Raw genomic sequence first — 24,846 nt, 5'->3', positions numbered from 1 at the left:
ATTTTTTATTTTTAATTGAGTTCTTGAACAACAGGCCATAAATTGGCATCCCATTTTAATTCTTTAATTTCTAATTTTGGTCTGCCATTATTCTTGATTTCATAGGCATGAAAAACAATATAATCTTTTCCGTCAAAAGTATAAGCGCTGTTGTGACCAGCTCCGTACCAGTTTTTGTTGCCTTGGATCAATAAAGACCCTCCACCCTCAGTTAATAGTTTTCCTTCTTTATCCAAATAGGGACCGGTAGTGTTTTTTGATCTTCCAACCACTACTTTATAGGTGCTTTTTTCACCACGGCAGCACAAATCCCAGGAAAGAAATTGATAATAATAACCGTTCTTTTTGAATATAAATGGAGCTTCAAGAGCGCCATCTCCAGGATCACTATCGGCTAATTCAAAAGTTCTTTTGCGTTTTGCTATGGTGAACCATTCTTCAGGTTGGGCTACTGATTTTAAATCAGATTTTAATTTGACCATTTTCAGGCCATCCCAAAAGGAGCCGAAAGCCAACCAGGGAACGTTATTTTCGTCGAAGGTTAAATTCGGGTCTATCGCATTCCACATATCACGGTTGGGTACCGATTGGATTACAATTCCGTGATCGACCCATTTATAAGCAGGATCTTTTGGATTTAAAGTGCTATTAGTGGCCAGCGCTATAGCCGAAGTGTTTTTTGCGAAAGCGGAAACCGAATAATATAGATAATAGATGTTGTTGTGAAATGAAATGTCGGGTGCCCAAATGTGATTTTTAAAACCGGGAACCACTGAGTCCACCCAAACCGGCTTTTCTTTGAATATCGCGGGTTCCGGATTCCAGTTTTTTAAATCTTTGGAACTAAACACGCTAATTCCTTGTCCTGTGCAGTATAAATAATAGGTGTCTTTTTGTTTAATCATTACGGGATCGTGAACACTAATGTCCTGCGCCCATGAAGGAGCTGTCATCATGAGTGTCAGTAAGAAAAACAGGGGTTGTATTTTGGTATATAATTTCATGTCTGTTTTTTTATTTTTGAATACCCTCCGATGTCATAATTATTCGTTTCATTGTTCCATCTGTATTGTAATACAGTCTGTCTATACAAACAGATCTTCTGAAACTACCACCATTGGGTTGCATGCTTCCATTATGATAGATAAAATAAGGAACACCTTTGAACTCAATTATAGATTGATGATTGGTATTTGAATTTCCGGCAATTTCATTTAAAATTCCTTTATATTCCCATGGTCCATTGATAGATTTACTCATCGCATAGGCAATTTTTTCAGGAAACTGATAGGCATACGATAAGTAGTACCAGTCCTTGTGCTTGTGAATCCAAGGCGCTTCAGTATAATTTGGTAAGGCAATAGTTTGGATTGGACCATCAAGTTCAGTCATGTTTGCTCTTAATTTTGCATAATGGCATACCGTGTTTCCCCAAAATAAATAGGCCTGACCATCATCATCAATCATAACGGTTGGGTCGATATCATCCCAACTAATTTTGGTTTGAGTAGTCATATCATTTGTAACAAGCGCCTTTCCCAGAGCGTCTTTGAATGGTCCTGTTGGACTATCAGATACAGCAACACCTATTGCTTTGCCATTAATAGTTCCGTGTTCAACAGTAATATACCAATAAAATTTTCCATTGCGTTCAATAACTTGTGCTGCCCATGCATCCGATTTTGCCCAAGCAAAATCAGTTACTCTAAGCGGAACGGGATGTTCCTGCCAATGCACCATATCCGATGAGGAATACACCAACCACTCATTCATTTTATAAAAATTAAAATCATTTGGTGCTTCATCATGACCTGCATAAAGGTACACTTTGTCTTTGTAAACCAAAGCTGCTGGATCACCTGTGTATTTGTCTTTAATTATTGGGTTGTTGATTGGTAAGGGTAGACCCGTTTTTTCTCCATTCGTAGCAGCGTTAACTACATCTGGCTTAATTGTTTTGCACGAATAAAGTACCACAACGGAAAAAAGGATTAAAAATATGCTTTTCATTTTTTGTTTCATTTTTATTCAAACGCCCTTCCTAAAATAGAAAGGGCAGTTTGGATTCCTTAATTATATAGCAAAAGGAACTAAATTAGTTTATTTTTTTACCCCAAACAGGAAGTCCTCCCGGGGTAAGTCCCGAATAGGTAATTGTTACTTTACGAGTTGCGCTTTCCCAATCCCAGGCATCGCTTACTTTACATTTATTCCCATTCACGGTGAGCACTTCATTGGTACTGTCGTATGACCAGGTTCCTGTACTACCTCCGCTCACTTTTTTGTCGGCTGTCAAGTATATAGTGACTGATTTTTGAATGGTTTTGTATTGGTAATTCATCGTAATTTGTTCCCAAGAACCTATAAATGAAGCTTCTGTAATTGTCGTTTTAGGTACTGCAGCATAACGTTCAGGGGCGATTACTGGCCATCCGTCTTCCGTCCATTGTATGGCTCGAATGTGTCCCATCATTATCGCATTGGAAACATTAATTCCTGGAACACCTTCAGGTAAACGAGCTTGTGAGGAATAAAACCATTCTTTGGTGTCTGGATTTTGGAAAATGGCACAGTGCGAAATTCCAACCCAGCCCGTATGGTAGTTAAATGCATAAGGATGTGTTACCATTGGCCAACATTCGGCACCAGTTGTTACATTTCCTCCATCAATTCCTATATAAGGACCCGTTATACTTTTTGAACGGGCAACACGAGTATTGTAAGCTACTGATAGTTCGTCATACGCCATAAAGAGGTAATAGTAACCGGTAACAGCATTGTAAATAATCTCAGGGCCTTCAGAAGCTTGCCAGCGACTGTTTCCGCGGCTCGCTATTTTAACTCCATAATCGCTTAGGGTCTTCAATTGGTTCGGTTTACCCGTTATTGGATTTAGTTTCAATGCTGCAATACCGGAATGCCAAGATCCGTATATCAGGTATTGATCGCCTTCCGGGGTACTGACAAAACTTGGATCAATGGCATTAAATTTGAAATAAGCTTCCCAATCATTGCCACCATTTCTGACGTAACTTTTTATACCATCAGGCTCAGAGCAAACTACCATTCCTTTATCTGTCCAAACATTCGAGGCTAAATCATCGGTTTCTGCAAGACCAATGAAAGCACGTTCTGACCATGAAGTATTGTAATCTGTTCCTACAATGGGCTCAGTAACCACAATACTATAATACATTCTGTATTTAGCACCTACTTTTCTAACACAGGGTGCCCAATATCCATAGCTGGGATTTTGTATTGCGGGTAATGCCGGAACCATACGAGCTCTTTTGTTATTCAGAGAATCCTTTACCCAAGCCGGAGCTGTTGTCATGGATGAACCCATAAATTCCCAATTGACAAGATCTTTAGAACGTCTGTAAAAGAAATGTCCATGTCCCTCTGTAGCATTTCCGTAGGAAGCATCCGTCTGATACATATAGTAATAGTCACCGCATTTTTCGACGGAAGGATCGTGTACATTAGCCAAATTCCATTGTGAATTAGAACCCCAAGAGGAAATGGAAGTGTAATTATCTAAGTAGGAAGGTCCAGGAAAACCTGGTACAACTACCACTGGCGGTACGGGTTGTATCACAGGATCCGGCGTAGGGGCATCATTGCTCGAACAACTACTAACCGATACAACTACTAAAAAAAGCACTAGATAAGGGACTAATTTTAAAATGGAATTTGATTTTTTCATTTTTTCATTTTTTATTTTCCTTCTAACATTATTACAGAAAAAGGAGGGACTGTTATTACTAACTTGCCTTTTTTTATCTCAAAACCTTTGAAAGTAGTAGGTTGGATTTTTGTTGGATTGTCAAAGGAATTGAAATCTTGCAATTTTGGGGATGCTAATAGGCTTCCTGAAACATTTTTGATTCCAAGTTCTTTTATGTCGATTTCGATTTTATTTTCTTTTTTAGAGTCAATATTTACCAATGAAATATGAACCAATCCATTTTTATCTTTCGATACCGAAGCAGATAATGCTGGGAGTGTTTGGCCGTTATAGGTATACAGTGGTGAATTTATTTCAATTGGTACTAATTTTGCATCTTGATGAACGCTGTACATTTGCATCACATGATAGGTAGGCGTTACAATCATTTTGGCTTTATCGGTAAGTATTACCGCTTGTAAAACATTTACACATTGCGCCAAATTAGCCATCCTCACTCTATTAGCGTGGTTGTTAAAAATATTAAGCGTCGCCCCAGCCAAAACAGCATCTCTCATTGTGTTTTGTTGGTATAAAAATCCAGGATTGGTTCCTTTTTCCACATCGTACCAGCCTCCCCATTCATCTACAACCAAAGCAATTTTTTGCTCAGGGTCGTATTTATCCATAATAGCGCCATGTTTGGTAATTAGCTCATCCATTTTTAAGGCTTCTTTCATGGTTGTGAAATATTGCCCTTCAGTAAAATCTACTGCATCGCCTTTTTTGTTCCATTCTATTACAGAATAATGGTGCATGGCTACACCGCCCAACATATTTCCTGGGATATTCTTCATTAATGTTTCTGTCCAGTTATAATCAGCATCACTTGCACCTGACGCAATACGCATTAAACCGCCTGTGTTTTCCCAATCAGACATGAAAGTGGCATATTTACGGTATTCGCCAGCATAGTATTCTGGTTTCATATTACCACCACAACCCCAAGCTTCATTGCCAATTCCCCAAATTTTTACTTTCCAGGGTTCTATCCTGCCATTTTTTTTACGCAAATCGCTCATTGGACTTTTACCTCCAAAGTTGGCGTATTGTACCCAATCTGAAAGTTCTTGTACAGTCCCGCTTCCCACATTTCCGGATAAGTAAGGTTCTGCACCAAGTAATTCACACATGTTTAAAAAATCATGAGTTCCAAAACTATTGTCTTCAGTAGTTCCTCCCCACCATTGGTTTACTATTGTTGGTCGGTTTTCTTTTGGACCAATCCCATCTTTCCAGTGATAGGTGTCTGCAAAACAACCACCTGGCCATCTTAAATTGGGAATTTTTAATTTTTTAAGGGCCTCAACAATATCGTTACGCACTCCTTTTGTATTGGGTATTTTTGAAGTATCCCCAACAAAAAAGCCTCCGTAAATCGATCTTCCTAAATGTTCTGCAAAATGTCCGTAGATATTTTTATTGATAGTAGGTGCATTTGCACTGTTTTTTATAGAAAGTACTGTGATCTCTTTTTGCGCAACAATAATTTGATTGCAAAAAGTAAAAACAAATAGTAGTAATACTGCTTTTTTCATGTTGTTTTTAAGTTATAATATCACGTGGCACCTTTTTGTAAGGTATGCCACATGATATTAAAGTTTAATTAATTCAAATATTAATAACCACTGTTTTGAATTGTTCCTGGATTGTTATCCATTTCTAATTGCGGTATTGGGAAAAATTCTCTTCCTGTTGCGTAGGAATTAAATTCAACATCTCTTGATTTTAACCATGCTAATTTTGTTGGATCTTGCAACCATCCCCAACGGCGAATGTCATCAAAACGGTGTCCTTCCAGCGGGAATTCCAAAAATCTTTCATGTCCAATTTGCTCTCTCATGGCAGCTTGACTTAATCCTGGTTTTGCAATGGCTAAATTTTTCAAGCCTACCCTGTCTCTAACCTTTTGAATGTAAGTGTATGCACCCGGGGTATCTCCTGTTTCGTTTAAACATTCAGCGTACATTAACAACACATCAGCATAACGTAACAGACGTTCGTTTATGCCGGAACGCCAATCGAATTCGTTTGCATAATTCCCATCCGAATTTTCATATTTTCTACAAAATAAATCATTTAAATCCTGTGGGTTTCCTGCATAAAAAGTAGCGAAATTTTGTCCGTAAAGTTGCATGCCTCCAGGTTTGTTATAGAACATAGTGGCATCTAAACGTGGATCTACTGTATTCGCCGTAGTTTTTTCATCATGGTATTCATTAAATAATGTCCATGTTGGTTGTACGTCAGTCCATCCAAAAGCTCTAGGGCCATAAGTGATGGCTCTTGCGGATGTTTTTCCCCAGCCAGAGGCAGGAGCGCCACCCCATCCTAAGTCAACACCACCTGCACTTCTACTAAATTGTACTTCGAACAGCGATTCTGAATTGTTTTCGTTGGTGTCAGTAAAGTTATCACGGTAATTAGATACTAAAGAGTAAACTCCTAAATCAATGACTTGTTTAAATGCAATTTTTGCATTTGTGAAATCCTTGGTAAACAAGTACGCTTTTCCTAGATATCCTAAAGCCGCTCCTTTTGTGGCGCGCCCTTTTTCACCTGCATCTAAACCAGTAACATTGGTATAAGAAGTAGGAAGCAAATCTGCGGCAGCTTTAAAATCTGCAATAACTTGTTTCCATCCTTCTGCTTCTGTTTTTTGAGGATAAAAAGCGGCAATTTCTGTTGGTAATGGTACGTTCTTAAACATATTTACCGCATGAAATAAATACAATCCTCTCAAGAAATAGGCTTGACCTAAGATTCTGCTTTTAAGCGCTGCATCGGTCATATTGATAGTGGATACATTTGTCAAAACTTGATTAGCACGGTAAATACCTTGATAGTAGGTTTCATAAGCCCAACCATAAATGGCAGAATTCGAAACATTGGAGTTGAAACGACCAACATTATACATTGCATCCCATGGGCTGTTACTTCTGGTGTCATCTCCTTTTAAGTCTAATAATAAAGGAGTGCTTCGCATGTAAGTACCATCGGTTAGTAAACTGCCATAAGCGGCATTCACACCTTCTATAGCGTCTTGGTCCGTTTTCCAGAATGAGTCTGCGGCATCATTATTGGGGTCAAGCTGAACTAAATCTTCATTGTTAACACAACTTGTTGTTATAACTGCCAGTGAAAAGAAACCAGCTAGATAATTAAATATTTTATATTTCATTTTGATTCGTTTTAATTGGTTTGGTTGTTTTTAAAAATTCACTTCAAGTCCTAAAGAAACAGTTCTAGGATTTGGGAATGAACCACCATCATATCCTCTGGAGAATGATCCGTCGTTGCTGTTAAAATCAGGGTCTCCTCCTTTGTATTTACTAATAGTAAATAGGTTCTGACCATTTACATATACCTTAGCTTTTTGAATAAAACTTTTTGTAGCAAATGGAATTTCATATCCAATTTCCATAGTTTGCAGCTTTATGTAGTCTCCATTTTCAATAAATCGATTTGAATCCCTGCCATTTGCATTCGGGTCACCAATAATTGGGCGTGGAACGTTTGTTGCTGTGTTTGTTGGAGTCCAATAGTTAAGCATGTCAGTGCTATGGTTACCATATTGTCCAGCCATTAAGTTACGGTAGATACTATTGAAAACTTTGTTTCCGCCACTTCCTTGCCAAAACATAGATAGATCCCAGTTTTTGTAAGAGCCGCTAAGGTTTATGCCATAACTGTATTTAGGAATGGTAACACCTTGAAACGTTCTGTCAAGATCACTGATCATACCGTCTCCATTAATATCTTTAAATTTAATATCCCCAACTCCAGCATTAGTTTGTGTCGGAGCAGCAGCCAATTCAGCAGCATTTTGAAAAATACCGTCAGTTTCGTAAGCATAAATTTCTCCCATAGATCTACCTACTTCTGTTTTTGAAGCGGCACCATAGATTGGATTTCCATTGATACCAATTTGTAATACTTCATTTTTCAAGGTTCCTAAATTGGCAGATATGCTGTATTTGAAAGCATTATGGTTGTTGTTGTACGTTGCCGAAAACTCAAAACCTTTATTTCTCATTGCACCAGCATTTGTTGTAATACTTGCAGGGAAAGCACCCGTAGAAAATGGTAATGGAACACCAATTAAAAGATTCGTAGAGTTTTTAACATAATATTCTGCGGTAAACTGCAAATCATTATTAAAAAATCCAAGCTCAAGCGCCACATCGGTTGTTTTATTATCTTCCCATCGTACATTTGGATCTAATGAACTTACCACTGTTGTACCGGGAGCTAACTGATTATTAAAATCGTATCCCGCAAAACTATTGATTGTTGTAGCAAAAAAATACGCAGGAATCGTGTTGTTTCCTAATTTACCATAGCTACCTCTTAATTTAATGGTGTTTACCCATTCTGGCAGGTGAATGAATTTTTCATTGCTCAATTTCCAAGCTCCTGAGAAAGAGTAGGCATTAGTGGTATTGTAATTTTCACTAAAAAGAGACGATTTGTCTTGTCTAAAGTTCGCTTGAAACAAATAACGATCATCAAAGGAGTAATTGAGTCGGCTTATGTAAGAAGTACCTCTAATTGCAGTTTGAGACTCGCCTGTACTAGTGTCTTCAGCATACTGTAATTTACTGATTTCACCTGAATCATACCCTACACCTCTTGACCAGTGGTTGTAATAGTCTTTACTTTCTTGTACCCAACCGGCTAAAACATCAATTTTATGCCTGTTAACATCTAAAGAGTAGGTTAGTAAATTGTTGAGAAAAGTTTTAGTTTCGTTACCAGTTGATACGTCTAAAGATGCTTCTTCTTTTGTGGTAATGTAGTACCATCCTAAATCACTTTGCGGATTAAATTTGCGGTTTTGATAATCTAACCTGTCAAAACTGGCGTCTATTTTATATTTTAATCCTTTTACGATTTCGTATTCTCCCCAAATGTCGCCAATGAAACGGTTTCTTTTTCCATTGTTTGTTATTAAGTTATTAAATCCAATAACATTAAGCGATATTGCTCTTTGTGTTAAATTGTCTGTACCTCCGTATCCACCTAATCTGTTTTCGTCATAAACAGGCATTGTAGGAATAGCGCCTATCAAAGCACTAATTGCAGATTCTCCAACATAACTGTTAAAGTTTTCTTTGTCAGATTGTGTGAATCCTATTTTAGTTCCGTATTTGAATTTTGCTTTTTTACCATTCAAATTCAAATTCATGGACAGTCTTTCATAATCTTGAGGTGATTTGATATAACTGCTGTTTTTGAAATAATCCATATTCATGTTATAGGCTAAATCTTCGGTCCCACCATTAAATGCTAACGAATGGTTTTCTATAATACCGGTCTCATAAGCCTCATTTTGCCAATTAGTATCAACATTGCTAATATAAAGTGGATTTGTTGGGTCATTTCCAGGTGCGATGCTTAATCCCGCATTTTTTTCTGCAGCGCTGGTGATGGTTTGATATCCTACTCTGTCGGTTACTGACCATCTTTTAGATACATTTTGAAAACCGATAACCGATTTGTATTTGATATCCAGTTTTCCCTTTTTTCCTTTTTTAGTAGTAATAATGACAACACCATTTGCTCCTCGAACACCATAAATAGCTGCAGATGAAGCGTCTTTAAGTACTTGCATCGATTCTATATCGCCTGGTGCAAAATCAAACGGAGCATCTACGATCATCCCGTCAATTACAAAAAGAGGATTGTTGTTACTAAACGAGTTAAGTCCTCTAATTTTGATATTTACAAATCCTCCTGGTTCACCAGATGATTGCACCGTTACACCGGCTACTTGTCCTTGAAGCATTTTCGCTGCATCATAGGTTACTGTTTTTTTGGCAGATTCCATGTTTACAACACCAACAGATCCTGAAAGATCTGATTTTTTCTGTGTCCCGTACCCAATAACAACTACCTCGTCAAGTTTATTCAAATCATCGTTTAATACTATGTTGAGTTGAGATTTGTTTCCGACCGTAATTTCTTGATTTGCAAATCCTATGTAAGAAAAAACAAGAACATCTTTTGGCGTCGCTTTTATTGAATATTCTCCATCAAAACCAGTAACAACTACTGTATTAGTACCCTTTATTAAAACATTTACACCCGGTAAAGGCAGTGCGTCTTTTGTGGACGTAACGACTCCCTTAATAAGTGTAGCTTCCTGTGCAGAAAGGTTATAAGTAGAAAATAGCATAACTGCTATTGCTAGTAACCATTCTTTTCTTGGCAATAAAAAATTGCAATAAAAAAATAATCTTTGGTTTGTTTTCATTCTGTTTTTGTTTTGGTTAATTTATAAGTGTGTATTTTACATTTGTAAATTTAATTAAAAAAAATCTACAAAAACAAATTAAAATGATAAAATAAGTCGCGAAAAAAAATACATCTCGTAAATTAAGTGTAAAAACGACACTTAAATATTGCGATTTTTTTAAAAAAAAGCAGATTTTCAGAATTACTTTGTTTAAAATGTACGCTTTTTAAAAAAAAACAAACAATTATATAAAAAATCACCTTTCTTAATTATTTTTTTTTTTAAAAGCTAAATAGTCAACTTTTACATTGCTTGGGCTAGTAACCCAGCCTAATATTGTGGCAAAAGTCTTGTTTATAGCTTTTGCCTTTAAGTAAATAGCCAAATTTTAAATCAGAAAATTCATTAAAATATTGTCCAGGTTCTTAATATCAGTTACATCCAAAAAAATAGCGTCACAATTTGTTAATTGTGACGCTATAAATCAGTTGTTGTAAAGCGATCTAAAAGCTGATTTCGAATTAATTTTCCTCAATGATCTTTACTCCCCATGGTTCTAAATGAACCTCTTTGTTTTTTAGTACATTTTCTGTAGAGAGCAATTCTTTACTCTCTTTGTAGGGGTAACTAAATGAGTTTGCAACTGCTGCGTAATTAAAATAGTAATGAATCGTTTTGCCTTTTTCATTTACTCCTGACTTTGTAATCAATGGAAAAGAGATTTGTTGATCTAATCCCCACAAATCAGCTTTCTTTAACGCGTCTTCCACTATTTTTTCAGTAACGGCGGTGCTTGTTACACATCCAATATAGGTTGCTAGACCTTTGCCATAATTATTTTCTGTTATGGCTGCATATTTCCCCCAAGCCGGATGGTCATAGTAAGCCAAAACTTTTGCTGTAGTAGGCGTAATCAGTTCCATCCAGGTACTCACTTTGTTCTTTTCGGCACCAACCTTAAATGGATCCTCCTTTAATGAAACATTTTCGGGAATGGTAAATTGACTGTAATTAATACCGCAGGCTTCATCAATAATGCCTGGTTGCTTCGACGTTCTAACTTTAACATTTTGATCGGAAAATCCACTTTTAAAAGTATAGACAACATGACCTCCATTTTTTACAAAGAGATTTAAGCGTTGCAATAAACTATCGGGCGCTGCATATAAAGCAGGAACAATGACCAATTTGTAGTCTTCTAAAGTATCACTTGAAGGATCAATAAAATCTACCCCAACATTCATACGATATAAAGCATCATAGAATGAACGGAGAATGTCATTATAACTTTCCTTCCCCCAACCTAATCCGAACCACTTGAATGCCGTTAATGATTCATTGCTGAAAAGAATAGCTACTTTATTTTTCTTTTTGAGATTAATTAAATGAGAACTTAGTTTTTCAAAATCCTTACCAATCGTTTTGGCTTCGTTATACGTTGGATTTGGCTCAAAATCATGGCTGAGCAAGCCTTTCCAATAGGTTTCTGCAGAATTATGAATGGAATGCCAATGCCAGTACTCCACCATATTTGCCCCAGCTGCCAAATGGCTAAATGCCTGTAATCTTAATTGTCCGGTATAGGGAACCCATTGCGGAAATCCTTGCGCTTCGGTTTCAAGGACAAGATAGTTTTTTCCGCCTTTCATGGAGCGGCTTAAATCTCCTCCGAAAGAGATTTCGATACCGGTAAGTTTATCCTGTGTAGGATGATAAATATCTACTCCTGCAATATCCATTGCTTTTGCAGCAGCAAAATGATCCACTTCAGATTGAATACCGTAAGAATGTCCTTTCCAGTCTAAATCAAAATTTTGCGTTACAAATTGCTCCGGGCGTTTGTATTCTCTTACCATCGATGCTTGCCAAGTTAAATAATCGGTTACCAGTTTACGCTGAAACTTCGAGAATTCAGATCCAAGACTTGCATTTATGGTTCCAACTGCTGAAGGGAAATCATCCCAATTATTGATGCGGTTACTCCAATAATCTAAACCAAACTCTTTGTTAATGACATCGAGCGATTTGAACTTTTCCTGCATGTATTTTACAAAAAGTTTTTGTACTTCAGGACCGGCAGTATTATAAGCTTTGGTTTCATTGTCCACTTGATAACCAATAATAGCAGGATGATCCTTTACATGTTCCATGATTTTTCGAATTACAATTTCAGCATGTTTGCGAAAATTTGGATTGGAAATATCCATATTCTGTCGGGCACCATATTTATTAGGACCTTCTGGAGTTATAGCTAATATGTCGGGATATTTTCGTACCAGCCAGGTAGGAACTGCATAGGTTGGCGTACCAACAATTACGCTTATGCCAGCTTTGTGCATGGCGTTGAGGACCCTGTCAATATGAGTGAAATCAAACACGCCATCTTGCGGTTCAACGGTGCTCCATGTTGATTCGGCAATACGAACTACATTTATACCGGCATCTTTCATCATTTGAATATTGGTATTCAGTCGGTCGTATGGCATGTATTCATCGTAATAAGCAACCCCAAAAAGAAGTTTGTCCATTTTGATGTTTTGTCCGGATGCAACTGTATGCATACAAAAAATAAAGAAGAAATAAAGGATTGTTTTATTCATTTTGGTATCGGTATAATTAAATTGTTGTTCAGGGCGTGCAGCATAATCGATGATTTTTGTCAATAAAAAACGGTGTTTATTTTTTTATGCCTTTTTGCTTAAACGAGGTCTGTTTTCATTCTGTTCAAATAATTGTCAAGTGTATTTTTTACATTTATAAATTTAATTAAAAAAAAGCTACAAAGACAAATTAATATAGAATAAAAAAGGGCTGTTTTTTAGAATTTAAAAACACAATTCCATAATAAAAGTAATCGGAAAAATGTAACTTGTGGTTCTTTATAGGTCCAAGCAGTTTATTTAAATCAATCAGGTTGCCAGTTTTTTGATCTTTTAAATTGTGAAGTGTAAAATATACATTAATAGAATTATGAAACCTAAAAGGAAGTTTATATATTTACCCTAAAAAAAGGTAGTATGTTAAATAGTTATAGTTCTGCTGACAAGGTTTTATTAGCAGTAGATTGTATTATTTTCGGATTTGATGAAGAAGGATTAAAAATACTTCTGATCAAAAGAGATTTTGAACCTGAAAAAGGCAAGTGGTCTTTAATAGGGGGATTTCTTAGAAAAGATGAGGTACTGGATAGTGCAGCAATAAGAATACTTAATCGATATACTGGTTTTCACGATATATATATGGAGCAATTATACGCTTATAGTGAAATCAATCGTGATCCTGTGGAAAGAACAATTTCGGTTGCCTATTATGCATTAATTAATATTGAAAACCACAATGCAGAATTAATCCAAAATTATCACGCACAATGGTTTAGTGTTGCTCAAGCACCGAAATTAATTTTTGACCATGATTCTATGGTAGAACACGCCATTAGAAGATTGCGTTACAGAACCTCCATAAAACCGGTTGGATTTGAGCTTTTACCTGAAAAATTTACCATGCGCCAATTGCTGGAATTATATGAAGCTATTTTAAGTAAAGAACTGGATAAGAGAAATTTTATCAGTAAAATAAATTCGTTAGACATTCTTGTGAAATTAGAAGAGAAAGACATGATGTCTTCCAGGAAAGGATCGTATTTATATACCTTTGACAAAGAAAAATACGATGCGAAGTTATTGAATGATTTCGTATTGAATTTATAAAAATAATTCTGGACTGTTTTCAGAACATAAAAAAAGGAAGCTTTCGAGACTTCCTTTTTTTGTATAACTAAAATCGATGCAAATAATCGTATTTTCTTTGATTTACTACAATTTCAAGATTTGCGATTATTTCTTTTAATTAGACTACCGTATTATATAAAATGGCTAAATAGGGGTAGTGCTGAATGATTAAAGATTTCCTTTGTTATAGTCCGCCAAGAAAGTAGCTAAGCCGCTGTCTGTAAGTGGATGTTTTAGTAATCCTTCAATAGCGCTTAATGGCCCTGTTATTACATCAGCTCCAATTTTTGCGCAATTCAAAATATGCATGACGTGACGTACTGATGCAGCCAAAATTTGTGTTTCATAACCGTAATTGTCATAAATCAATTTGATTTCAGCAATTAATGCCATTCCATCAGTTGAAATATCATCTAACCTGCCAATGAAAGGAGAAACATAAGTGGCTCCGGCTTTTGCGGCAAGCAATGCTTGACCTGCAGAAAACACTAAAGTACAGTTGGTTCTTATTCCTTTGTCCGAAAAGTATTTTATAGCTTTTATGCCTTCTTTAATCATCGGGATTTTCACCACGATTTGAGGATGCAAAGCTGCTAATCTTTCTCCTTCGGCAATCATTCCTGCTAGATCAGTTGAGATTACTTCGGCACTGACATCGCCATCTACCAGTTCACATATTTTTACATAATGGGCAATAATATTTTCGGCTCCCGTAATTCCTTCCTTCGCCATAAGCGATGGGTTGGTGGTTACGCCGTCTAGGATCCCTAAATCATTGGCTTCTTTTATGTCTTTTAAATTTGCGGTGTCGATAAAAAATTTCATGTCTTTTTATTGTTTAGTTTTTTGGTTGTTTATTTATTTACTTTCTTCAATATATTTAAGGATTTCTTCGCAAGCATGTTCACTTGTAAATCCGAATTTTTCGTCCAATACACTTGCAGGTGCGGAATAGCCAAAATGATCTAATCCAATCACTTTTCCACTATCGCCAATCAAGCCTTCAAGATTTATGGGAAGTCCTGCGGTAAGTCCAAAGACCAATTTGCCTTTTGGAATGATGCTTTCTTGATATGCTTTTGATTGTTGTTTGAATAAACCTTCTGATATAATTGACGCTACGTTTATTTTTAGAGTTTTAGATTTTTCCAATAGAATAGCTGCTCCTAAAAGTGTGGAAACTTCCGATCCATTTGCGATTAAGGTAATGTCAGGATTTTGCACAGATTTCACTAAATAACCTCCTTTTGTCGCCTCAGTTGCCTCCTGGTACCTTGAAGTTCCTTGGGCAGGAATGTCTTTTATATTTTGTCTGGAAAGAATCAGACCTGTTGGTGTTTTGGTATTGTTTAATGCCATATTCCAAGCTATTGAAGTTTCTATAGCATCGGCAGGACGTAGCGCTAATAAACTCTGATCTCCAGAATGGTTTTTTACTTTTTCCATCAGACGGATTTGTGCTTCCTGTTCAATAGGCTGGTGTGTTGGTCCGTCTTCACCCACTCGGAATGAATCGTGTGTCCAAACATATTTTACCGGAAGTTCCTGAATAGCTGCTAATCTAATGGCAGGTTTCATATAATCGGAGAATACGAAAAAAGTTGCCACTACAGGAATAACACCTCCGTGAAGTGCGATGCCATTTGCAATAGCGGTCATGGTCAGTTCCGCAACTCCGGCTTGTAAAAAGGCTCCATTGAAATCATTTTTTTTCAAGATGGATGATTTTTTTAGAAAACCGTCTGTTTTATCACTGTTCGATAAATCTGCCGAAGAAACAATCATGTTTTCCACATGCTCTGCTAAATAAGCCAGAACAGCAGAAGAAGCATCTCTAGTGGCTGCATTAGGTTTTTGAATAACACTGCTTAGATCTAATTCTGGTAGTTTTCCGGATAAAAACAAATCCATCTTTTGGGACAACGCTGTATTTTCTTTTCTCCAAGTATTAATTTGAAGTTTTTTATAAGCTGCTTTTTCAGCTTTTATCGCCAGTACTTTCGCATAATGTGTTTCAACTTCTTCAAAAACAGCAAATGGATTTTCAGGATTTGCATTGAGATTGATAATTGTTTTTATATAATCTGCTTTGGTTTCACCAATTGGTTTTCCGTGCAATTCACATTCTCCTTCATACATGTCGCCAGTTGCCGTAACGGTTCCTTTACCCATAATTGTTTTTCCAATGATCAAAGTGGGTTTTTCGGATTCTTCATGAGCCTCGTTCAGCGCTTTTCTTATTTGCGTATGGTCGTGACCATCTATAGTTATTACATTCCATCCCCAAGCTTCATATTTCATTGCTGTATCTTCGGAGGTAACTTCATCGGTCATAGACGAAAGCTGCACATCATTAGAATCATAAAACATAATAAAATTGTTTAATCCTAAATGTCCCGCAATTCTCCCGGCCCCTTGAGAAATTTCTTCCTGTACGCCACCATCGGTAATGAAGCCGTATATTTTGTGATTGAAGAGTCCTTTAAATCTTGCATCTAAAAATTTTGCTGCAATTGCGGCTCCTACGCCCATAGTATGTCCCTGACCTAGAGGTCCTGAGGTGTTTTCGATGCCTCTAAGTACATCTGCTTCAGGATGACCTGGTGTCACCGAACCCCATTGCCTAAAATTTTGAAGATCTTCTTTTTTATAATTGCCCAATAAAAAATATTGGGAATACATTAATGCAGATAAATGTCCAGCATCCATAAAGAAACGATCTCTAAAAGTCCAATCCATTTCCGTTGGGTCAAAATTCAGATATTCTGTATACAAAATGTGCATAAAATCAGCAGCTCCCATAGCACCTCCGGGATGTCCCGACTTTGCTTTTTCTACCATAGAAATGGCAAGTGCTCTTATATTATCAGCGGCTAATTGGTCAATTTTTTTATTCATAATTTAATTATAATAGTTGCTTGTAATTTAAAAAAATAGATGATTCGTTTTTATTATAGGCAGGCCAACATAAAATTCTAAAGCTTCTAAATCATTTTCAAATGGGTTAGATTTGATTGAAAAGGTTGCCTCAAGACTAGCGTGCGAATAGCTTTAAAAACGTATTGTTGTATTTAATTATTGTTATCTGTATTCCTAAGACCATTAAATAAAATGCTATTTTTGAGGGTTTAACGTAGCAATTAATAATAAGTGTAAAAAATACATTTGCAAATGTATGCAAATTTATTTTACAATAACAAATAAATTATTTTTCTTGCTTTTTTAAAGTGAAAATCACATTTTCTTTGCCAATAAAAAACTGCATTTCTATTTTTTTTAAATTATGAATGCAAATAAGAGAATTATTTTTTTACAAAGAATTCCTGATAATCAAGGCGCTCCTGTTTTCTATTTGTTCTTTTTTTCCGTTCAGGATCATCTCTGCTAAAATTTTTCCCATGGCTTCAAAGTTTGTTGAAATTGTGGTTATACCATTTTCCACAATCTTTTTTAATGGACTTTCATTATAAGAAATGATACCAAAATCAGTACCCAATTTTAGATTTTGAAGCTTTGCTTTTTCAATCACAAGAACTAAATCCCTATCGCTTGGAATAATATAAACTTCCTCTTTTTTTATTTCCCGATTCTTAAATTCAGTGATGACTTCATAATTGAAAGCGTAGTCCTGGCAAAATTTCTCGAAACCCATTTTCATTCCTAATGGTTCCCTGAATCCTGGGAAAATCAGAATCAGTTTTTCATATTTGCTTAATTTAGGTTTTCCTTTTAGTAAGCCGTTATAAATATCTTTTGTATGATTCTGGTAAATAGCCGGATAGAGTTTTAATTCGGAATTGGTTTGGTCTAATATGATTACTTCATTTACTGGTAGGGTTTTTATAATGGAAGCTGCATCAACTAAATTGGTAGGCATTATAATGTATTTTGTGTAGTTGCCATTACTGTCATTTATTAGTTTTCGAAAAACCTGAATGTTAAAATGATGAAAGAAAATATCTACCTGAACGTCTTTTCCAATGTTTTCTAAAAAGGAATTGTAGAGGTCTTCCTTGAAAATATTCAGTTCCTCAAAAAGTAAAAATATCCGCTGTTTTATTCTGACTTCTGTACTTTTTATATAGTACCCTTTTCCAAGAATAGCGTAGATTATTCCCCTTTTTTTCAACTCGTCATAAGCCTGTAAAACAGTATCTCTGGACAATGAAAATTCCAGGCATACTTTGTTTATGGAGGGTAGTTTTTCATCCTTTTTTAAATGGCCTTCTTCTATGGATTTTTCAATGGAAGAAATAATTTGCTTGTATTTTGGCACACCCTGTTTATTTTGAACGTTGATGATTTTCATAAAATAAATGATTTTTTTGTAAATATAATAAAAACTGGTAGGTACTGGTATGTTTGTGGAAATAATTATTTTACTTTTGTTTTTTCATATTTCATAAAAAAACAATAAAAATTAAATACATATCACATTTTATGATTGACTCTGTAATGGAATTGTTTGGTTTAATGCCCGATGGCGAAGTTGTTGATTCTTATGAGTTAACTAACAGAAATGGAATGCAATTGAAGGTTATTAATTATGGTGCTGCGATTACCTCATTAAAAATGCCATTGAAAAACGGAGCGGTTGTAGATGTTGTTTTGGGGTTTGATACTTTAGAAGCATATATAGAATCCTTTGGTTTAGAAAGCGCTCCTTATTTTGGAGCAACAGTCGGAAGATATGCGGGAAGAATAAATGAGGGTACTTTTGGTTTGAATGGAAAAAAAATTTATTTAAATAAAAACAATAATAATCATTCGTTACATGGTGGAAAGGGGAACTTCAGCCAAAAGATTTGGAAGATTGAAAATTTTAATGAAGGTAGAAACCCATCGATAACTTTATCCTATTTGAGCCTAAATAATGAAGAGAATTATCCTGGAGATCTCTCAGTTGAGTTAACCTATACTTTATCTGAGGAAAACGAATTAATTATAGAATACAAAGCTAATACTACTGAGGATACCATTGTGAATTTAACGCATCACAGCTATTTTAATCTGGATGGCCATGAATCTGATATCTCAGAACAGGAATTGATTGTAAATTCCGAAAAAATGTTGGAGACGACAAAAGGAAATATTCCAACTGGAAGGTTTTTAAACACTGCTGATTCTTCTTTTGATTTTAGTCAGCCAAAGAAATGCCCTTCAAGAATAGACACTACGTTTGTTTTAGAAAAAGAAAACGAGTTTTCGGCTTCGCTTTTTAATAAAAAGAATAATCTAAAAATGGCGGTTTATACGAATCAACCTGCTGTTCATATTTATGTTGGAGGGAATTGTTTTAATACTGTAAAAGGAAAAGAAAATATAGATTACCATTCATTTAGCGGAATTTGTTTTGAAACGCAGAATTTTCCTGATGCACCCAATCACGAACATTTTCCAAATTCAGTTTTGAAAAAAGACGAGAACTATCATCATAAAACGATTTATAAGTTTCAATCTTTCTGATAAAAAATAATTATAATAATGACGGTTTTTTATTTGCTTAAAATTTTTATTGTACTCAAAAAATGAAGTTGATTCCGAAACATAAAGAAAAAAGAGCTTTCTTATTGGGTGAAAGTAACGATTTCTCCTACTGCAAAGATTGAACCTTCAAAATTAAAAAAATAGATAAAAATAACGTCAAGTTCCGAACGATTGCAAAATGGAACACTTACAATTTCTAAATAATGAATGATATTTTAATTAAAAAAACGGCTTCTTTTTTTAAAGAAACATTTGGCGCTGAGCCACAAAAAATAGTGCTTTCTCCGGGAAGAATTAACATCATTGGTGAACATGTCGACTACAATGACGGCTATGTTTTACCGGCAGCGATTGACAAAATTATTTGTTTTGCTTTCGAAAAAAACAATTCTAATAAGTCTAGAATAATTGCGATAGATCTTACTGATGAGTTTGAAATGGATCTTAGCAGTCCGATGGAATTAACGGAAACTGTTTGGACCAATTATATTCGCGGTGTGGTCAATCAGTTGAAAATCAATGGATTTGAATTTGAAGGTTTCAACTGTGTTTTTAGCAGTAATATCCCTGTTGGTTCGGGTTTGTCATCATCAGCAGCTTTAGAATGTGGTTTTTTATTTGGAATAAATGAATTATTTAGTTTGAATATTAAGCCAGTTGATATCGCTTTAATGGGACAAAAAGCGGAACACTGGGTTGGTATTAATTGCGGGATAATGGATCAGTTTTCGAGTGTCATGGGACAGGAAAACAAAGTGATAAAGATTGATTGCCGAACTTTGGAGTATGAATACCATGATGCCAATTTTAGTGATTATTCTTTGATTTTATTCGATAGTAATGTAAAACATTCCTTGTTTTCATCGGCATATAATACCCGACGCGAAGAATGCGAAGAGGGACTTTCCATCCTAAAAAATAATTTCCCGGCAGTAAACAGTTTTAGAGATTGTACCGAAAGTCAAGTACTAAGCGTCAAGGACAAGATGAGTGAAAATGTATTTAAAAGAAGCCTTTTTGCAGTAAAAGAAATTAAGCGTGTTATTCAAGCCTGTGAAGCTTTGGATAAAGGAGATATCGAAACTTTAGGCAGATTAATGTTCGAAACACACCAAGGATTATCAGTCGATTATGAAGTGAGTTGTGCCGAATTGGACATGATCGTTGCCACTCTTAAAAATGAAGAAGCTGTTGTTGGTTCCCGATTAATGGGTGGAGGCTTTGGCGGTTGTACAATCAACCTGATAAAAAAGGGGCATGAAGAGGCTATTAAAAAGAAACTTTCAGCACTTTATTTTGACACTTTTGGAATAGAATTAAAAATTTATGATGTTAAAATCGGTAACGGGACATCACTTTATAAAAATAACTAGAATGAAATATTTTGATATCAACGAAGATCCGCACAGACGTTATAATCCGCTAATCAACGAATGGGTTTTGGTTTCTCCGCATCGTTCTAAACGTCCTTGGCAGGGACAGAACGAAACGGTTTCCTCAGACTCTTTACCAGAATATGATCCAACATGTTATTTATGTCCGGGGAATGTCAGAGCTAACGGAGAGGTAAATCCAACGTATGAAAACTCTTTTGTTTTTGAAAATGATTTTGCTGCTTTAAAGCAAGAAGAAATTGCATTTGAAGACAATAAAAGTGAAACTTTTTTCAAAGCACAACCAGAAAGAGGAATTTCCAGAGTGGTTTGTTTTTCACCAAAACACAATCTGACGTTGCCGGAAATGCCTGTTGCTGCCATTGAAGACATCATTCATACTTGGCAAAAAGAATATACCGATTTGGGCAAAATAGATTATATCAATCATGTTCAGATTTTTGAAAACAAAGGAAGTGTTATGGGATGTAGCAATCCGCATCCGCATGGACAAATTTGGGCACAATCTTCTTTACCCAGCCAAGTAGAGAAAACACAAAATAATCTGAAAGCATATTTCGATAAACATGGAAGTTCGCTTTTGCAGGATTATTTGATAGAAGAATTAAAACGCAACGAACGTATTGTCATTGAGAATGATCATTTTGTAGCGTTGGTTCCTTTTTGGGCAATCTGGCCTTACGAAACGATGGTAATCAGCAAGCGCCATTTTGGGAAAATTACTGATTTTACTGAAACCGAAACAACTGCTTTTGCGACGATTTTAAAGCAATTAACTACAAAATATGATAACCTTTTTGAAACGTCATTTCCGTATTCGTCAGGAATTCATCAGTCGCCAACTGATGGGGAACTACATCTGGAATGGCAATTTCACATGCATTTTTATCCACCATTGTTACGCTCCGCAACCGTAAAAAAATTCATGGTCGGATATGAAATGCTAGGCGAATCACAAAGAGATATTACCCCTGAGAAAAGTGCTGAAATTTTAAAAAACTTAGCAGGACCTCATTATAAGCATTCCTCTTAAACTAAAACAAAAGGCGGTAGGAATTCCGAATGAATTGATTTATAGCTCAATTTCAATTTCTTTCTTTTACAAGGAGGACTGCTACTCTTTTGTTTTTTCTTAAAAGGAGAATTAGATAAAAAAAATTATTAACCAACCAATTTTAAAAACCATGAATTTATGAAAACCATTAAGAACGTAAATCAGCTGTTAAGGATTAAAACATTCCTGACATCTAAACTCACGCTGTCAATAATCATTATAACCTCGTGTATCAGTTTACAGGCTCAAAACACAATTACAGGCTCTGTTGTTGATCAAAAGACCTCCCAAACCGTTATTGGCGCTTCTGTAGCTGTCAAAGGAACGGCAAATGCAACTATGACTGACGGTGATGGGAATTATAAATTAAATGTGGCTGACCCTAATGCTACATTAGTTTTCTCGTATATCGGATATGTTAAAGTAGAAGAAGCCATTGCAGGCAGAAAAGTGATCAATGTTTCACTCAAAGAAGAAAATAATACATTAGAAGAAGTAGTGGTAATCGGATATGGTACTGTTAAAAAAAGTGATTTGACAGGAGCCGTTGGAGGATTAAAAGCTGCGCAATTGGATTCTCAAAGCAATACCAATTTAGGAAGTGCAATACAAGGTAAAATTGCCGGTGTTACCGTAGAGTCTGGAGGGGGAGCTCCTGGTTCCGGAACGAGAATTCAGATTAGGGGTGCCGGATCATTAAACAATAACAATCCCTTGATATTGGTTGATGATATTGCTGTTGCATCAATGAATAACCTTAACCCAAATGACATTGAATCAATTCAAGTTTTGAAAGATGCTTCTGCTGCTGCAATTTATGGGTCAAGAGCTGCAAACGGTGTAATTTTGATTACTACAAAGAGTGGAAAAAAAGGAGAGATGAAAGTTAGCTTTGATTCTTTTTATGGTGTTGCCAGTGTGACCAAAAAGCTAGATTTGTTAAATCAGGAAGAATGGGCAAAGGTAAGTACTGCTGCTTATAGTGCTGCAGGAAAATTACCATTAGACATTGCTCTAAATCCTGAAGTTCCTGGTGCGGGAATTAATTGGCAGAATGAAATATTTAGAACTGCTCCTACACAAAACTATTCATTAGGGCTTTCTGGAGGATCAGATAATTTAAAATATAATATGTCATTAAGCTACTTTAATCAAGAAGGAGTTATAAAGGAAACCAATTATGACCGTGTTAACTTAAGAGTTAAATCGGATTACAAGAAAGGGATCTTTAAAATTGGTGAAACAGTAATGTTGACCAAAGAAAAAAGAAATGATTTGCCAGGCATGCCAGGGCAGGGAAGAAATATTCTTGGAGCTGCGATATCGATGATTCCTGGGTTTAAAATTTATAATGAGGATGCAGTAGGCGGATATGGCGGAGCGTCAGGTGCGGTTACGGATATATTTAATCCAGTAGCGGCTTTGAATCTTTTTGATGTAAAAAATGATTACTACCAGGCATTAATTAATACCTATGCTGAAGCAAGTTTCTTCGATGGCTTTAAATATAAATTAAATGTAGGAGTAACGCTTTCTGAGCATAAGAGTTATAACTATACACCACGTTATGAAGTGGGTGGGTTCTTCAAGAATTTAAAAAATACTTTGGCGGAAGGAAGTGAGTTAAACCAATACTATCAAATTGAAAACACTTTAAATTACTCAAAAAAAATCGGTAAGCATTCCGTTAATTTATTAGTAGGTCATACGATTTATGAAAATAATTTCCGTGCTATTTCAGGATCGGTACAAGGAATGCCTGATGGTATATTTGTTTTGGCAGGTGCTGAGCAACCATCTATTTCCGGATATGCGACTGAGAATAAATTGATTTCTTATCTTGGACGTGCAATATATTCTTATGATAACAAATATATTCTTACGGCAACTTTTAGACGTGATGGTTCCTCTCGTTTTAGCCCAGAAAATAAATGGGGAAATTTCCCTTCAATTTCTGCAGCATGGGGAATAGGAAAAGAAGATTTTTTCAAAAACCTAAACTTACCTGTCTCTGAACTTAAGTTACGTACGAGTTATGGTATATTAGGAAATCAAGAAATAGGAGATTATCAGTATCTTGGATCAATTACATCAGGAATAAGTTATGGTGTAGGAGAGCCTAATACGCTTTGGATAGGTAATATCCAAACAGAATATCCTGCGATTGGATTAAAATGGGAATCGACTTCGACTGCCAACGTTGGTTTGGATTTAGGTTTATGGAATGGTAAATTAGATTATACTTTTGACTACTTCCAAAAAAACACCTCAGATTTACTTTTACGTGTGCCAATTCCATTGTCTGTTGGATCTAGTAATGATCCTTATACTAACGCCGGTAAAGTTTCAAATAAAGGTTTTGAGATGGGATTAACCTATAATCAAAAAGTTGGAGAAGTTAATTTCTCAATAACTTCTAATATTTCAAGTGTAAAAAACCGTGTTGAAGAATTGAGTACCGGAAGTCAGATTCTTGCAGGTTCTAGTGGATCATTTCATGGATCGGCAGTGACTTACAGTAAAGTAGGATATCCTATTTATTCTTTTTTCCTTGTTAAGACTGATGGATTATTCAGATCACAGGAGGAACTGGATGCACATAATGTAAATGGCAATCCTATTCAGCCTAGAGCAGCAATAGGAGACATCAGATATGTTGATTTTAATGGAGATGGAAAAATTGATGCGGGAGACAGACAATTTAGAGGAAGTGCTTTTCCTGATTATGAATATGGATTACGTGTTCAGGCGGATTGGAAAGGAATTGATTTTACTGTTGCTGCTCAAGGGATTCAAGGAAATGAAATATACAATGGAAATAATACAGACTTAGCTACAGTAAAAGCGAATACGAATTACGCTAGTTCAACCTTAAATTCATTTACTTTTAATCCAAACTCGAATTTCCCAAGATTAAATATTGATGATCCAAATGATAATGGGGCTGATTACTCCGATCGTTTCCTTGAAAATGGTTCTTATCTTAGAATAAAAACCATTCAAGTTGGGTATACGTTTCCTAATAATTTAAGTAAAAAATTAGAAATTGAGAGATGTCGTTTCTATGTTGCAGGAGATAATCTTTTTACTGCTACTAAATATACAGGATATAATCCAGATGTTTCGGCTGACGGACTTGGAGGTAGAGGGATCGATTATAAATCGTATCCATTAAGCAAGACTATTATTTTTGGTATGCAACTTAACTTTTAAATCAA

The 24,846-nt window shown here is 35.7% G+C and carries 15 protein-coding genes; 5 read left to right on the top strand and 10 right to left on the bottom strand.

The features are described from left to right. Window positions 1-11 precede the first annotated feature (11 nt). From ACNQGH_RS01075 to ACNQGH_RS01045, 7 genes are all read right to left on the bottom strand, one after another. On the bottom strand, window positions 12-1,004 hold the full coding sequence (locus tag ACNQGH_RS01075; RefSeq protein ID WP_417954130.1) for an arabinan endo-1,5-alpha-L-arabinosidase: 993 nt from the start codon (window positions 1,002-1,004) through the stop codon (window positions 12-14). 10 nt (window positions 1,005-1,014) lie between these two features. Further along, window positions 1,015-2,010, bottom strand: coding sequence for a glycoside hydrolase family 43 protein (locus tag ACNQGH_RS01070; RefSeq protein WP_417954129.1), 996 nt, complete (start codon window positions 2,008-2,010; stop codon window positions 1,015-1,017). Window positions 2,011-2,095: 85 nt separating this feature from the next. After that, window positions 2,096-3,706: an arabinan endo-1,5-alpha-L-arabinosidase gene (locus ACNQGH_RS01065; protein WP_417954128.1), complete on the bottom strand. Its 1,611-nt coding sequence runs from the start codon at window positions 3,704-3,706 to the stop codon at window positions 2,096-2,098. Window positions 3,707-3,717: 11 nt separating this feature from the next. After that, window positions 3,718-5,265, bottom strand: coding sequence for an alpha-N-arabinofuranosidase (locus tag ACNQGH_RS01060; protein ID WP_417954127.1), 1,548 nt, complete (start codon window positions 5,263-5,265; stop codon window positions 3,718-3,720). An 80-nt stretch (window positions 5,266-5,345) separates the two neighbouring features. Next, a complete protein-coding gene (locus ACNQGH_RS01055; RefSeq protein ID WP_417954126.1) occupies window positions 5,346-6,908 on the bottom strand; it encodes a RagB/SusD family nutrient uptake outer membrane protein in 1,563 nt (520 codons plus the stop codon). 30 nt (window positions 6,909-6,938) lie between these two features. Further along, window positions 6,939-9,983: a SusC/RagA family TonB-linked outer membrane protein gene (locus ACNQGH_RS01050; protein ID WP_417954125.1), complete on the bottom strand. Its 3,045-nt coding sequence runs from the start codon at window positions 9,981-9,983 to the stop codon at window positions 6,939-6,941. 503 nt (window positions 9,984-10,486) lie between these two features. Next, on the bottom strand, window positions 10,487-12,628 hold the full coding sequence (locus ACNQGH_RS01045) for a beta-galactosidase (protein WP_417954124.1): 2,142 nt from the start codon (window positions 12,626-12,628) through the stop codon (window positions 10,487-10,489). 354 nt (window positions 12,629-12,982) lie between these two features. Here ACNQGH_RS01045 and ACNQGH_RS01040 point away from each other — a divergent pair, with 354 nt between their 5' ends. After that, window positions 12,983-13,672, top strand: a complete 690-nt coding sequence (locus ACNQGH_RS01040; RefSeq protein ID WP_417954123.1) for an NUDIX hydrolase — start codon at window positions 12,983-12,985, stop codon at window positions 13,670-13,672. A 189-nt stretch (window positions 13,673-13,861) separates the two neighbouring features. On the opposite strand, the gene fsa is transcribed toward ACNQGH_RS01040, so the two are convergent. From fsa to ACNQGH_RS01025, 3 genes are all read right to left on the bottom strand, one after another. Then, complete coding sequence (fsa, locus tag ACNQGH_RS01035) at window positions 13,862-14,518, bottom strand: fructose-6-phosphate aldolase (RefSeq protein ID WP_417954122.1); 657 nt, start codon at window positions 14,516-14,518, stop codon at window positions 13,862-13,864. A gap of 33 nt (window positions 14,519-14,551) precedes the next feature. Further along, a complete protein-coding gene (locus tag ACNQGH_RS01030; RefSeq protein ID WP_417954121.1) occupies window positions 14,552-16,591 on the bottom strand; it encodes a transketolase family protein in 2,040 nt (679 codons plus the stop codon). Between the two features lie 412 nt (window positions 16,592-17,003). Further along, window positions 17,004-18,002, bottom strand: coding sequence for a GntR family transcriptional regulator (locus ACNQGH_RS01025; RefSeq protein WP_417954120.1), 999 nt, complete (start codon window positions 18,000-18,002; stop codon window positions 17,004-17,006). Between the two features lie 131 nt (window positions 18,003-18,133). Between ACNQGH_RS01025 and ACNQGH_RS01020 the strand changes: the two genes are divergently transcribed. From ACNQGH_RS01020 to ACNQGH_RS01005, 4 genes are all read left to right on the top strand, one after another. Beyond that, entirely contained in the window at window positions 18,134-19,159 is a 1,026-nt protein-coding gene (locus ACNQGH_RS01020; protein ID WP_417954119.1) for an aldose epimerase family protein, read from the top strand. Between the two features lie 224 nt (window positions 19,160-19,383). Continuing rightward, window positions 19,384-20,553: a galactokinase gene (gene galK / locus ACNQGH_RS01015; RefSeq protein WP_417954118.1), complete on the top strand. Its 1,170-nt coding sequence runs from the start codon at window positions 19,384-19,386 to the stop codon at window positions 20,551-20,553. Window position 20,554: 1 nt separating this feature from the next. Continuing rightward, window positions 20,555-21,607 carry a UDP-glucose--hexose-1-phosphate uridylyltransferase gene (locus ACNQGH_RS01010; RefSeq protein WP_417954117.1) on the top strand — a complete coding sequence of 351 codons (1,053 nt, stop codon included), beginning with the start codon at window positions 20,555-20,557 and terminating at the stop codon, window positions 21,605-21,607. 159 nt (window positions 21,608-21,766) lie between these two features. Then, window positions 21,767-24,841 (top strand): SusC/RagA family TonB-linked outer membrane protein, encoded by a 3,075-nt coding sequence (locus tag ACNQGH_RS01005; RefSeq protein WP_417954116.1) that lies wholly within the window; start codon window positions 21,767-21,769, stop codon window positions 24,839-24,841. Window positions 24,842-24,846: the final 5 nt, after the last annotated feature.

Source organism: Flavobacterium kochi (assembly GCF_048286715.1).
GTDB lineage: Bacteria > Bacteroidota > Bacteroidia > Flavobacteriales > Flavobacteriaceae > Flavobacterium.
This window is presented reverse-complemented; position numbering and strand designations above follow the sequence as displayed.

Bases quoted from the DNA above. Each gene is read 5' to 3' on its own strand.
- ACNQGH_RS01075 (WP_417954130.1), bottom strand. From the start codon at position 1,004: ATGAAATTATATACCAAAATACAACCCCTGTTTTTCTTACTGACACTC.
- ACNQGH_RS01070 (WP_417954129.1), bottom strand. From the start codon at position 2,010: ATGAAAAGCATATTTTTAATCCTTTTTTCCGTTGTGGTACTTTATTCG.
- ACNQGH_RS01065 (WP_417954128.1), bottom strand. From the start codon at position 3,706: ATGAAAAAATCAAATTCCATTTTAAAATTAGTCCCTTATCTAGTGCTT.
- ACNQGH_RS01060 (WP_417954127.1), bottom strand. From the start codon at position 5,265: ATGAAAAAAGCAGTATTACTACTATTTGTTTTTACTTTTTGCAATCAA.
- ACNQGH_RS01055 (WP_417954126.1), bottom strand. From the start codon at position 6,908: ATGAAATATAAAATATTTAATTATCTAGCTGGTTTCTTTTCACTGGCA.
- ACNQGH_RS01050 (WP_417954125.1), bottom strand. From the start codon at position 9,983: ATGAAAACAAACCAAAGATTATTTTTTTATTGCAATTTTTTATTGCCA.
- ACNQGH_RS01040 (WP_417954123.1), top strand. From the start codon at position 12,983: ATGTTAAATAGTTATAGTTCTGCTGACAAGGTTTTATTAGCAGTAGAT.
- fsa (WP_417954122.1), bottom strand. From the start codon at position 14,518: ATGAAATTTTTTATCGACACCGCAAATTTAAAAGACATAAAAGAAGCC.
- ACNQGH_RS01030 (WP_417954121.1), bottom strand. From the start codon at position 16,591: ATGAATAAAAAAATTGACCAATTAGCCGCTGATAATATAAGAGCACTT.
- ACNQGH_RS01025 (WP_417954120.1), bottom strand. From the start codon at position 18,002: ATGAAAATCATCAACGTTCAAAATAAACAGGGTGTGCCAAAATACAAG.
- ACNQGH_RS01020 (WP_417954119.1), top strand. From the start codon at position 18,134: ATGATTGACTCTGTAATGGAATTGTTTGGTTTAATGCCCGATGGCGAA.
- galK (WP_417954118.1), top strand. From the start codon at position 19,384: ATGAATGATATTTTAATTAAAAAAACGGCTTCTTTTTTTAAAGAAACA.
- ACNQGH_RS01010 (WP_417954117.1), top strand. From the start codon at position 20,555: ATGAAATATTTTGATATCAACGAAGATCCGCACAGACGTTATAATCCG.
- ACNQGH_RS01005 (WP_417954116.1), top strand. From the start codon at position 21,767: ATGAAAACCATTAAGAACGTAAATCAGCTGTTAAGGATTAAAACATTC.